9 protein-coding genes are annotated in these 12,150 nt (G+C 71.0%); all 9 read left to right on the forward strand.

Annotation, left to right across the window (positions count from 1 at the left end; genetic code table 11):
- Positions 1-280 precede the first annotated feature (280 nt).
- The 9 genes from mraZ to ftsW all read left to right on the forward strand — a co-directional run bounded on the left by mraZ (position 281) and on the right by ftsW (position 12,146).
- The gene (mraZ, locus tag BST28_RS04080) at positions 281-712 is read left to right on the forward strand and encodes a division/cell wall cluster transcriptional repressor MraZ (RefSeq protein WP_019738354.1); all 432 of its coding nucleotides are present in this window, start codon (positions 281-283) and stop codon (positions 710-712) included.
- The gene (gene rsmH / locus BST28_RS04085; protein WP_083080064.1) at positions 687-1,892 is read left to right on the forward strand and encodes a 16S rRNA (cytosine(1402)-N(4))-methyltransferase RsmH; all 1,206 of its coding nucleotides are present in this window, start codon (positions 687-689) and stop codon (positions 1,890-1,892) included. Before mraZ ends, rsmH begins: the two co-directional genes overlap by 26 nt.
- A complete protein-coding gene (gene ftsL / locus BST28_RS04090) occupies positions 1,892-2,914 on the forward strand; it encodes a cell division protein FtsL (protein WP_083080066.1) in 1,023 nt (340 codons plus the stop codon). Before rsmH ends, ftsL begins: the two co-directional genes overlap by 1 nt.
- A complete protein-coding gene (locus BST28_RS04095; protein ID WP_083080067.1) occupies positions 2,911-4,914 on the forward strand; it encodes a peptidoglycan D,D-transpeptidase FtsI family protein in 2,004 nt (667 codons plus the stop codon). Before ftsL ends, BST28_RS04095 begins: the two co-directional genes overlap by 4 nt.
- A 132-nt stretch (positions 4,915-5,046) precedes the next feature.
- On the forward strand, positions 5,047-6,588 hold the full coding sequence (locus tag BST28_RS04100; protein WP_083080069.1) for a UDP-N-acetylmuramoyl-L-alanyl-D-glutamate--2,6-diaminopimelate ligase: 1,542 nt from the start codon (positions 5,047-5,049) through the stop codon (positions 6,586-6,588).
- Positions 6,585-8,090, forward strand: a complete 1,506-nt coding sequence (locus tag BST28_RS04105; protein WP_083080070.1) for a UDP-N-acetylmuramoyl-tripeptide--D-alanyl-D-alanine ligase — start codon at positions 6,585-6,587, stop codon at positions 8,088-8,090. Before BST28_RS04100 ends, BST28_RS04105 begins: the two co-directional genes overlap by 4 nt.
- On the forward strand, positions 8,090-9,169 hold the full coding sequence (gene mraY / locus BST28_RS04110) for a phospho-N-acetylmuramoyl-pentapeptide-transferase (RefSeq protein WP_019738668.1): 1,080 nt from the start codon (positions 8,090-8,092) through the stop codon (positions 9,167-9,169). The genes BST28_RS04105 and mraY overlap by 1 nt, the downstream gene beginning before the upstream one ends.
- 2 nt (positions 9,170-9,171) lie before the next feature.
- Complete coding sequence (murD, locus tag BST28_RS04115) at positions 9,172-10,626, forward strand: UDP-N-acetylmuramoyl-L-alanine--D-glutamate ligase (protein WP_207570040.1); 1,455 nt, start codon at positions 9,172-9,174, stop codon at positions 10,624-10,626.
- Positions 10,627-10,631: 5 nt separating this feature from the next.
- Complete coding sequence (gene ftsW / locus BST28_RS04120) at positions 10,632-12,146, forward strand: putative lipid II flippase FtsW (RefSeq protein WP_083080171.1); 1,515 nt, start codon at positions 10,632-10,634, stop codon at positions 12,144-12,146.
- Positions 12,147-12,150: the final 4 nt, after the last annotated feature.

Genomic DNA, 12,150 nt, shown 5'->3' on the forward strand with positions numbered 1-12,150 from the left:
AAAGGGCAGCCGATCGGCTGCCCTTTTTTCATGGGCGCACCGCACCGGCGGGCGCTGCCGGGCCGCCGGCGGAGGCGGTCTGCCCCACTTCGCCCCACCCCGCTTTTGCGTCCATGACCAGGGCATTTCCCGGCGAGACGGGCTGTAGCCGCGCCCGTACCGCCGAAAAGCCACCCGTCGAGTGGGGAATGGGGGCCATTGCCGCCCTAGAAATGGTGCAGAGTGGGGGATTGTGGGGTATTGTGGGCTAACGTTGGTCGAGCGTGGTGGGAGGTAGCCGATGTTTCTCGGCACCTACACGCCCAAGCTCGACGACAAGGGGCGGCTCACACTGCCCGCGAAATTTCGCGACGCGCTGGCAGGAGGGTTGATGGTCACCAAGAGCCAGGACCACAGCCTGGCCGTGTACCCGCGGGCAGAGTTCGAGCAGCTGGCCCGCCGCGCGGCCAAGGCGTCGCGCAGCAATCCGGAGGCGCGGGCGTTCCTGCGCAATCTGGCCGCCGCCACTGATGAACAGCATCCCGACGGCCAGGGCCGGATCACCTTGTCACCGGATCACCGGCGCTACGCCAACCTGTCCAAGGACTGCGTGGTCATCGGCTCGGTCGACTACCTCGAGATCTGGGACGCGCAGGCATGGAGCGACTACCAGCAAACCCATGAAGAGAACTTCTCCGCGGCCAGCGATGAAGCACTCAGCGACATCATCTGAGGCCCGTGCCTCGTGGCCTCTGTCCGAACCGACCCTGACGTACTTCCCCAACGTCAGGTTCGCGCCGTCGGGCAGGGACCTCGAGGCAGGGACCCGGCGATCGCACGCGAAGCGGAGCCGAGTGCAGGTGTTCGACGGCAGGCTGCGCTGCCACTCGAGGGGAGGTGCCGCAGTGGCCGAGCAGGGCGAATTCGGGCATGTGCCGGTGCTGCTGGAGCGCTGCGTGGAACTGCTGGCCCCGGCGCTCACCCGGAAATCACCCGACGGTAGCGGCGCCGTCCTGGTCGATGCGACCCTCGGGGCCGGCGGGCACACCGAACGCTTTCTGACCGAGTTCCCCGGTCTGCGGGTCATCGGCCTGGACCGGGACACCACTGCGCTCGGCATCGCCGGTGCCCGGTTGGCGGGTTTCTCCGATCGGCTGAGCATGGTCCACACCCGTTACGACGGGATCAGCGCCGCGCTGGCCGAAACGGGTTTGGCCACAACGGCCTCTGTTGACGGGGTGCTGTTCGACCTGGGCGTATCGTCGATGCAGCTCGACCGGGCGGAGCGCGGTTTCTCCTACGCTCAGGACGCCCCACTGGACATGCGGATGGACCCGGAGGCCGAACTGACGGCCGCGGACATCGTCAACACCTATGACGCGGCAGCGCTCACCGACATCCTGCGCCGATTCGGCGAGGAACGCTTCGCCTCCCGGATCGCCTCGCACATCGTCCGCCGCCGGGCGCAGACTCCGTTCACCTCGACGGGGGAGCTGACCGCCCTTCTCTACGAGGCGATTCCGGCGCCGGCCCGGCGCACCGGGGGGCATCCGGCCAAGCGGACCTTCCAGGCCCTGCGCATCGCGGTCAACGCGGAGTTGGATTCGCTGCGCGGTGCCCTTCCGGCGGCCCTGGACGCCCTGGCGGTGGGCGGGCGAATCGCGGTGATGTCCTACCAGTCACTGGAGGACCGCATCGTCAAGCAGTCGTTCGCCGCGGTGACCACCTCGCGCACGCCGGTCGACCTTCCGGTCGAGTTGCCCGGCGACAAACCGAGTTTCATCACGTTGACGCGGGGAGCCGAACGCGCCCAACCGGATGAGATCGAACGCAACCCGCGGGCGGGTTCGGTCCGGTTGCGGGCCGTGCAGCGGGTTGCGGACGGGCCTGTTGCGGCATCGAGGGGGGATTGATGGCGACCAAGCGCACGCCTGCGGCGCGGCAGGGCGACCGCCGCCGCAGCCCCGAGGGCAAGACCCGTGCCGGGTCGCGGCGCGCGAACGAGGCGCCGCAGTCCCGGCGGACGCGCCGGCAGCATGCGACCGCGACCGCACCGGGGCGTGAGTCGCGGCCGCGGTCGGGGCCGCAGAAGGCGGCGCAACCGCGCCCCGACGCCCGGCCGGTACCGCCGAAGAACACCAAGCAGGCCAAGGCGCGGGCGAAGGCGCGCAAGGCCAAGGCGCCCAAGGTTGTACGGGTCCCGCTACGCGAACGGCTGATCACTCGGCTGGCCGCGATCGACCTGCGTCCGCGCACGCTGGCGGCCAAGGTTCCGTTCGTCGTGTTGATCATCGGTTCGCTGGGAATCGGGCTGGGCACCACGCTGTGGCTGTCGACGGATGCCGCCGAGCGCTCTTACCAACTGGGCAATATCCGGGAACGCAACCGGGTCCTGATGCAGCAGAAGGAAGCGCTCGAGCGGGACGTGCTGACCGCCGAATCCGCGCCGGCGCTGGCCGAGGCGGCTCGCGAGCTGGGCATGATCCCGACCCGAGACACCGCGCATCTGGTCCAGGACCCGGTCGGCAACTGGGTGGTGGTCGGCGTGCCCAAGCCGGCCGACGGTGTGCCGCCGCCCCCGCTGAACACCAAGCTGCCCGACGATCAGCCGGCCGCGCCGCCGGTCGAGGTTCCGGTCCGGGTGCCGCCCGCCGGGCCGAAGCTGGATCGCCGGCACCTGCCCGGCGCCGGTCTGCCCGCTCCGGCCGCACCTGCTCCGGCTGCACCCGGTGCGCCGCTGATCATTCCGGGCCTGCCGGGAATGCCCGGTCTGCCCGGTGCGACGCTGTCCGGGCCGCCACCGGGTCCGGCGCTCGACCTTCCGCCGGTCGCCCTGCCGCCGGAGGCCGCCCAGCCGCCGATCACGTTGCCGCCGCCGGATGTGCTGCCGCCGGAAGCCCCGCTGCCCCCGGCGGTTCCGGGAGCGGCGCGATGAAACGGCCGACGCGACGGACCGGCCCGGCGCGGCGCCCGGACGGCTCCATCAAGGCCGGCAGCCGCAAGACGGGCCGGGTAACCAAACCCGCGAAGCCGGCCAAACCGGCCAAAACCGGTAAGTCACCCAAAGTGACTCAGGCACCGGGACATTCGGCCCACGACCGTCGGACCCGGCCGGCCACGGAACTGGGCCTGCGCAGTGCGTCGTTCGTCTTCCGGCACCGCACCGGCAACGCCGTCATCTTCCTGGTGCTGGCCCTTGCCGCGGCGCAGCTGTTCTATCTGCAGGTGCCGCGGGCGTCGGGGCTGCGGGCCGAGGCCGCCGGACAACTCAAGGTCACCGATGTCCAACAAGCCATGCGCGGCGACATCATCGACCGCACCGGCGACAAGCTGGCGTTCACTATCGAGGCCCGGGCCCTGACCTTCCAGCCGATCAAGGTCGGCAAGCAACTCGAAGAAGCCAAGAAGAAGAATCCCGCCGCACCCGATCCGCAGCACCGGCTGCAGGAGATCGCCAAGGAGATCGCCGGTCGGCTCGGCAACAAGCCGGACGCGGCGACGCTGCTGAAGAAGCTGCGCAGCAACGAGACTTTCGTCTACCTGGCGCGTGCCGTCGAGCCGGCGCTGGCCGAGGCGATCACCGAGAAATGCCCGGAGGTGGGCAGCGAGCGCCAGGACCTGCGGCAGTATCCGGGTGGGTCGTTGGCGGCCAACATCATCGGCGGCATCGATTGGGACGGCCACGGCCTGTTGGGCCTGGAGGACTCGATGGACGCCGTGCTGGCCGGCACGGACGGTTCGATCACCTACGACCGCGGTTCCGACGGGGTGGTGATCCCGGGCAGTTACCGCAACCGGCACCGGGCCGTCAACGGCTCGACGATCCAGCTCACCCTCGACGACGACATCCAGTTCCATGTCCAGCAACAGGTTCAGCAGGCCAAGAACGTCTCCGGCGCCCGCAACGTCAGCGCGGTGGTGCTCGACGCCAAAAGCGGCGAGGTACTGGCTATGGCCGGCGACAACACCTTCGACCCGTCTCAAGACATCGGGCGCCAGGAGGACCGGCAGCTGGGCAATCCGGCGGTGTCGACGCCGTTCGAGCCCGGCTCGGTGAACAAGATCATCACCGCCGCTTCGGTCATCGAGTACGGGCTGAGCAACCCCGATGAGGTGCTGCAGGTCCCCGGATCGATCAACATCGCCGATGTCACCGTCAGCGACGCCTGGGAACACGGCGTCGCGCCCTACACCACGACCGGAATCTTCGGAAAGTCCTCCAACGTCGGCACCCTGATGCTGGCACAGCGGGTGGGGCCGGAGCGGTGGTTCCAGATGCTGGAAAAGTTCGGTCTGGGGCAGCGCACCGGCGTCGCGCTGCCGGGTGAGAGTGCCGGGGTGGTTCCGCCGGTCGATCAGTGGTCGGGCAGCTCGTTCGCCAATCTGCCTATCGGGCAAGGCCTGTCGATGACACTGCTGCAGATGGCCGGCATGTATCAGGCCATCGCCAATGACGGGCTGCGGATCCCGCCGCGGATCATCAAAGCGACCATCGCCCCCGACGGCACCCGCACCGAGGAACCCCGGCCAGAAGGCGTGCGCGTCGTCTCCGAGCAGACCGCGGCGACCGTGCGCAACATGCTGCGTTCGGTGGTGCAGCGCGACCCGACCGGCGTCCAACAAGGCACCGGGTGGCAGGCCGCGGTCGACGGTTACCAGATCGCCGGAAAGACCGGAACCGCCCAGCAGATCAACTCCGCCTGCGGCTGCTACTACGACGACGTCTACTGGATCACGTTCGCCGGGATAGCGCCCGCGGACAACCCGCGCTACGTCATCGGCCTGATGCTGGACAACCCGCATCGCGCCGCGGACGGATCACCGGGCACCTCGGGCGCACCGCTGTTCCATAACATCGCCGCCTGGCTGTTGCAGCGCCACAACGTCCCGCTATCGCCGGATCCCGGGCCTCCGCTCCTTCTGCAGGCGATGTAGCCGCCGTTGACCCGCAGGCGCGGCCAGAATGCGGATCGGCCACCCCGCGGTCCCCGCCCACCTGGGTAGTCTCAGGTCCGGTCCTGACGACCCGGCCGCAGCGGATGGAGGTGATCGGCGGTGTCTGCCGCAATGCGCCCTGACGTCGGCGCAGGAACGCCGCTGGCGGCGCTGGCCGCCCGGATCGGGGCGGTCGCGGCAACCGGTGATGTGGTGCCGGAGCTGGCGATCACCGGGCTGACCCTGCGCGCCCAGGACGTCCAGCCCGGCGACCTGTTCGCGGCGCTGCCCGGTGCGACGACCCACGGTGCGCGGTTCGTGGCCGAGGCGATCGCCCGCGGGGCGGCCGCGGTGCTCTCCGACGGGTCCGGGGCCGCCGAGATCGCGGACAGTGCAACGGCGCCCGACACCCCGGTGCTGGTGCATCCGGCTCCCCGCAGCGTGCTCGGCGACCTGGCGGCAGAGGTCTACCGGCATCCCTGCGAGCGGCTCACGGTCATCGGGGTCACCGGGACGGCCGGAAAGACCACCACCAGCTATCTGGTCGAGGCCGGGTTGCGGGCCGCCGGCCGGACCTGCGGCCTCATCGGCACGGTGGGTGTGCGCATCGACGGCGCCGACCTGCCCAGCGCGCTGACCACCCCGGAGGCGCCGGCGCTGCAGGCGCTGCTGGCGGTGATGGCCGAGCGCGGGGTGGACACCGTGGTGATGGAGGTGTCCAGCCACGCGCTGACGCTGGGCCGCGTCGACGGGACCCGCTTCGCGGTCGGCGCGTTCACCAACCTGTCCCGGGACCACCTGGACTTCCACCCGACCATGGCGGACTACTTCGAGGCCAAGGCGCGGCTGTTCGACCCGGCCTCCCCCTTGCACGCGGCCACGGCGGTGATCTGTGTCGACGACGAGGCCGGCGAGGCGATGGCGGCGCGTGCGACGGCGCCGATCACGGTCAGCGCGACCGGCCGGCCGGCGCAGTGGGGCATCGAGCAGGCAGACAGCGGGACCGGCGGCCTGGCCGGCCGACAGTTCGTCGCGGTCGACCCGGCGGGGGTGCGCCATCCGGTCGGCATGGGGTTGCCCGGCGACTACAACGTCGCGAACTGTCTTGTGGCGCTGGCGATCCTCGACGCGGTAGGGGTGTCACCGGCGCAGGCCGCACCCGGTCTGCGTGATGCCCGGGTGCCGGGCCGAACCGAGCCGGTCGACCGCGGCCAGGACTTCTTGGCGCTGGTCGATTACGCGCACAAGCCGGGCGCGTTGGCCGCGGTGCTGGCGACCCTGCGCGCCGATCTGCGCGACACGGCCGGGCGGCTGGCGGTGGTGTTCGGGGCCGGCGGCGACCGCGACCACGGCAAGCGCGGCCCGATGGGCCGGATCGCCGCGCAGTGGGCCGACCTGGTCGTCGTCACCGACGACAACCCGCGCGGAGAGGACCCGGCCGATATCCGGCGCGCGATTCTGGCCGGCGCCGCCGAGGGTGCCGCCGAGGTGGTCGAGATCGGTGACCGGCGGGCCGCGATCGAGCACGCGGTGCGCTGGGCGCGCCCGGGCGACGTCGTGCTCGTCGCCGGCAAAGGCCACGAAACCGGGCAGACCGCCGGCGGGCGGACCCAGCCCTTCGACGACCGGGTCGAGCTGGCCCAGGCGCTGCAAGCGCGCGAGGAGCACCGGTGATCGCGCTGACCCTCGCGGAGATCGCCGCGATCGTCGGCGGCCGCCTCGCCGACATCTCACCAGAGCAGGCCGCCCGCACCACCGTGACCGGCACGGTGGAGTTCGACTCCCGACGCGTCACCGCCGGCTCGCTGTTCCTGGCGTTACCCGGGGCGCGCGCCGACGGCCACGACCACGCCGCCGCGGCGGTGGCCGCCGGTGCGGTGGCGGTGCTGGCGGCCCGTCCGGTCGGGGTGCCGGCGATCGTGGTGAGCCCCGCGGAACCGGTATCGGCCAGCCGGTCGGGCGCGCTCGAGCACGACGACGCCGTCGGGTCCGGTGCCGCGGTGCTGGGTGCGCTGGCCGACCTCGCTGCGGCGGTGTCGGCGACGTTGGTGGCCAAGGGATTGACGATCATCGGTGTCACCGGCTCGTCGGGCAAGACCTCCACCAAGGACATGCTGGCCGCGGTGCTGGCGCCGCTGGGGCAGGTGGTGGCGCCACCCGGTTCGTTCAACAACGAGCTGGGACATCCCTGGACGGTGCTGCGGGCCGATGAGAACACCGACTTCCTGGTGCTGGAACTTTCGGCGCGGCACCGGGGCAACATCGCGGCGTTGGCCGCCATCGCCCCGCCGCAGGTGGCGGTGGTGCTCAACGTCGGGACCGCGCATCTGGGCGAGTTCGGCTCCCGCGAGGCGATCGCCGAGACCAAAGCCGAGCTGGCGCAAGCAGTTCCGGAATCCGGCGTGGTGATCCTCAACGTCGACGATCCGGCGGTGGCCGCGATGGCCGACAAGACCGCAGCCCGGGTGGTGCGGGTCGGCCGCACGGCCGGCGCCGACGTGTGGGCCGGGCCGGTGGTGCTCGACGCGCTGGCCCGACCGCGCTTCACCCTGCACGCCGGCAGCGTCGAGACCGAGCTGCAACTCGGGGTCTCCGGGGACCACCAGGTCTCCAACGCACTGTGTGCGGCCGCGGTCGCGCTGGAGTGCGGCGCCACCGGTGCGCAGCTGGCCGACGCGCTGGCCGGTGCCGGACCGGTCTCGAGGCACCGGATGCAGGTCAGCACCCGCTCGGACGGGGTGACCGTGATCGACGACGCCTACAACGCCAACCCGGATTCGATGCGGGCCGCGCTGCAGGCGCTGGTTTGGATCGCCCGCGGCGAGGATCCGGCGATGCCGAGCCGGCGCAGCTGGGCGGTGCTCGGGGAGATGGCTGAGCTGGGCGAGGACGCGATATCCGAGCATGACCGCATCGGGCGGCTCGCGGTGCGCTTAGATGTCTCTCGTCTCATTGTCGTCGGAGTAGGGAGATCGATGGGCGCGATGCACCATGGCGCGGTCATGGAGGGGTCCTGGGGCGCCGAGACCACCGCGGTGGCCGACGTCGACGCCGCCCTCGCCCTGTTGCGTGCCGAACTGCGGCCCGGCGACGTGGTGTTGGTCAAGGCCTCCAACTCCGCCGGGTTGACCACCCTGGCCGACGCTTTGATCAGCGATGATGCAGGGGATCGCTGATGATCATGATCCTCGTCGCGGCCGGTGTCGCGCTGCTGGTCGCGATCTTGTTGACCCCGGTGCTGATCCGGCTGTTCACCAAACAGGGATTCGGGCAGGAGATCCGCGAGGACGGGCCGCCCAGCCATCACACCAAGCGCGGCACCCCGTCGATGGGCGGTGTGGCGATCGTGGCCGGGATCTGGGCCGGCTACCTGATCGCTCAGCTGGCCGGCCTGGTCTTCTACGGAACCGGACCCACCGCGTCCGGGCTGCTGGTGCTGGGGTTGGCCACCGCGCTGGGCGCTGTCGGCTTCGTCGACGACCTGATCAAGATCCGCCGGTCGCGCAACCTGGGCCTGAACAAGACCGCCAAGACCGTCGGGCAGGTGACCGCGGCGACGCTGTTCGGTCTGCTGGTGCTCGGGTTCCGCAACAGCTCCGGACTGACCCCGGGTTCCCAGCAACTGTCCTACGTGCGCGAGATCGCCACCGTCACCCTGCCTGCGGCGGTGTTCGTGCTGTTCGTCATCCTGGTCGTCAGCGCCTGGTCGAACGCGGTCAACTTCACCGACGGCCTGGACGGGCTGGCCGCCGGGTCCATGGCGATGGTCAGCGCCGCCTATGTGTTGATCACCGTGATGCAGCACCGCAACGCCTGTGCCAGCGCGCCCGGACTGGGCTGCTACAACGTCCGTGACCCGCTGGACCTGGCGCTGATCGCCGCCGCGACCGCCGGCGCCTGCATCGGGTTTTTGTGGTGGAACGCCGCGCCGGCCAAGATCTTCATGGGCGACACCGGCTCGCTGGCCCTGGGCGGGGTGATCGCCGGACTGTCGATCACCACCCGCACCGAGATCCTCGCGGTGGTGCTCGGTGGGCTCTTCGTCGCCGAGATCACCTCGGTCGTCGTGCAGATCCTGGCGTTTCGCAGCACTGGGCGCCGGGTGTTCCGGATGGCGCCGTTTCATCACCACTTCGAGCTGGCCGGCTGGGCCGAGACCACCGTGATCATCCGGTTCTGGCTGCTGACGGCCATCGCCTGCGGGTTGGGCGTGTCCATGTTCTACGGCGAGTGGTTCACCGCGGTCGGCGGGTAGAGGTGCTGACCGTGCTGGAACCCGGTGCGCGGGTGCTCGTCGCCGGCGCCGGGGTGACCGGCCGGGCCGTGCTCGACGCCTTGGCGCCGCTGGGGCTGGAGCTGACGCTCTGCGACGACGACCCGGCGGCCCTGTCGCGCTACGCCGGGTACACGACGCTGAGCCCGGCCCGGGCCGCTACCCGCATCGGGGACTACGCCCTGGTGGTCACCAGCCCCGGATTTCCGCCGAGCACCCCGGTGCTGGCCGCCGCGGCCGGCGCCGGCGTACCGATCTGGGGCGACGTGGAATTGGCCTGGCGGCTGGACGCGGCTGGCCACTACGGGCCACCGCGGCGGTGGCTGGTGGTCACCGGAACCAACGGCAAGACCACCACGACGTCGATGCTGCACGCCATGCTGACCGCGGCGGGCCGACGCGCCCAGTTGTGCGGCAACATCGGCAGTCCGGTGCTGGACGTGCTGGGGGAGCCGGCCGAGCTGCTGGCCGTGGAGTTGTCCAGTTTCCAGTTGCATTGGGCGCCGTCGCTGCGTCCGGAGGCCGGCGCCGTGCTCAACATCGCCGAAGACCACCTGGACTGGCACGGCAGCATGGCCGCCTACACCGCCGACAAGGCGCGCGCGCTGACCGGCCGGGTGGCGGTGGCCGGGATGGACGACGCCCGCGCGGCCGCCCTGCTGGGCGCGGCCCCCGCCGCGGTGAAGGCGGGCTTCCGGCTGGGCGAGCCGGCCGCCGGCGAGCTCGGGGTCATCGACGGTGTGCTGGTCGATCGCGCTTTCGCCGACGAGGTGGCGCTCGCGCCGGTGGCGTCCATTACGGTGCCCGGACCGGTCGGCACGCTCGATGCGCTGGCCGCGTCCGCCCTGGCCCGCAGCGTGGACGTGCCGCCCGAGGCGATCGCGGAAGCGCTGGCGTCGTTTCAGGTCGGCCGGCATCGTGCGGAACTGGTTGTCGTCGCCGACGGCGTCAGCTACGTCGATGACTCCAAGGCCACCAACCCGCACGCCGCCGAGGCGTCGGTGCTGGCCTACCCGCGGGTGGTCTGGGTGGCCGGGGGGCTGCTCAAGGGCGCCTCGATCGACGAGACGGTCGCCCGGATCTCCGGGCACCTGGCCGGGGCGGTGCTGATCGGCCGGGATCGCGGCGCGGTTGCCAAGGCGTTATCACGACACGCACCGGATGTCCCCGTCGTACACGTTGTGACAGGCGAGGATATTGATATGGGTGATACTGCCGTGTCTCCAGTTACTCGTGTGACACAAGTAGCTGATGGGTCTGATGATTCGCTGAGCTCTCGTGTGATGACGGCGGTGGTGGCCGCTGCCCGCGGCCTGGCGCGCCCCGGCGACACGGTGCTGCTGGCCCCGGCGGGGGCATCGTTCGACCAGTTCTCCGGGTACGGAGCCCGGGGTGATGCGTTCGCGGCCGCCGCGCGAGCCGCGGCAGGGTCGGTGTGATCGGCGTGCTCGGCGTGCTGGACCGGCTGCGGCGGCGGCCCGATGCCGCCGCGGGCGCGGCCTCCGCCGACGAGGCCACGGCGGCCAAGCCCGTGGAGAAGACGGCCCAACCGCGCACCCGATTCGGCGCCTGGCTGGGCCGCCCGATGACCTCGTTTCATCTGATCGTCGCCATCGCCGCGCTGCTGACCACGCTCGGGCTGATCATGGTGCTGTCCGCCTCGGGGGTGGAGTCCTACGGGCTCGACGGCTCGGCGTGGCGGATCTTCGGCAAGCAGGTGCTGTGGACGGTGATCGGGCTGTTCGGCTGCTATGTGGCGCTGCGGATGCCGGTACGGTTCATGCGCCGCACCGCTTTTGCCGGCTACGCGTTCACCATCGTGCTGCTGGTGCTGGTGCTGATCCCGGGCATCGGCACGCTGTCCAACGGGTCCCGGGGCTGGTTCGTCATCTACGGCTTCTCCATGCAGCCCTCCGAGCTGGCCAAGATCGCGTTCGCCATCTGGGGCGCACACCTGTTGGCGGCCCGCCGCATGGAGCGCGCGACGCTGAGCGAGATGCTGGTCCCGCTGGTGCCTGCCGCGGGGGTGGCACTGGTGCTGATCGTCGTGCAGCCCGACCTGGGCCAGACGGTGTCGCTGGGCATCATCCTGCTGGCGCTGCTGTGGTACGCCGGGCTGCCGTTGCGGGTGTTCACCACGTCGCTGGCGGCCATCGTCGCCGCCGCCGCGATCATGGCGGTGACCGAGGGCTACCGCTCCGACCGGGTGCGGTCCTGGCTGGACCCCGACGCCGACATCCAAGGCGCCGGTTATCAGGCCCGGCAGGCCAAGTTCGCGCTGGCCAACGGTGGGATCTTCGGCGACGGGCTGGGCCAGGGCACCGCCAAGTGGAACTATCTGCCCAACGCACACAACGACTTCATCTTCGCGATCATCGGCGAGGAGCTCGGCTTCATCGGCGGGTTCGGGTTGCTGGCCCTGTTCGGCCTGTTCGCCTACACCGGCATGCGCATCGCCAAGCGCTCCGCGGACCCGTTCCTGCGGCTGCTGACCGCCACCACCACGATGTGGGTGATCGGCCAGTCGTTCATCAACGTCGGCTACGTGATCGGGCTGCTGCCGGTCACCGGAATCCAGCTACCGTTGATCTCTGCCGGCGGAACCTCCACGGCCACAACATTGTTCATGATCGGAATCATGGCCAACGCGGCCCGCCACGAGCCGGAGGCGGTCGCGGCGCTGCGCGCCGGCCGGGACGACCGGATGAACCGGATCCTGCGGCTGCCGCTGCCCGAGCCCTACGCGCCGACCCGGATCGAGGCGCTGCGCGACCGGCTGCGATCCCGGCCGCAGCCGGCCGGACGCCAGCGCACCACGGGCCGGGCTCCGGCCCGGTCGGCCGAGCGCCGAGGTGCGGGCCGCGCAGGGCAAAATGGAGGCGGCCGACGCCGCGGGGCGGTGTCGGCCCAACGGCGTCCGACCGGCGGGCGCGCACGCGCATTGGAAGGTCGGCGTTAGGGGA

This window comes from Mycolicibacter kumamotonensis, assembly GCF_002086285.1.
Classification (GTDB): domain Bacteria; phylum Actinomycetota; class Actinomycetes; order Mycobacteriales; family Mycobacteriaceae; genus Mycobacterium; species Mycobacterium kumamotonense.

What these genes read in the sequence shown, in the direction of transcription:
- ftsL (WP_083080066.1), top strand. Translation starts at nt 1,892, where the DNA reads ATGGCGACCAAGCGCACGCCTGCGGCGCGGCAGGGCGACCGCCGCCGC.
- BST28_RS04100 (WP_083080069.1), top strand. Translation starts at nt 5,047, where the DNA reads ATGCGCCCTGACGTCGGCGCAGGAACGCCGCTGGCGGCGCTGGCCGCC.
- mraY (WP_019738668.1), top strand. Translation starts at nt 8,090, where the DNA reads ATGATCATGATCCTCGTCGCGGCCGGTGTCGCGCTGCTGGTCGCGATC.
- BST28_RS04095 (WP_083080067.1), top strand. Translation starts at nt 2,911, where the DNA reads ATGAAACGGCCGACGCGACGGACCGGCCCGGCGCGGCGCCCGGACGGC.
- mraZ (WP_019738354.1), top strand. Translation starts at nt 281, where the DNA reads ATGTTTCTCGGCACCTACACGCCCAAGCTCGACGACAAGGGGCGGCTC.
- rsmH (WP_083080064.1), top strand. Translation starts at nt 687, where the DNA reads ATGAAGCACTCAGCGACATCATCTGAGGCCCGTGCCTCGTGGCCTCTG.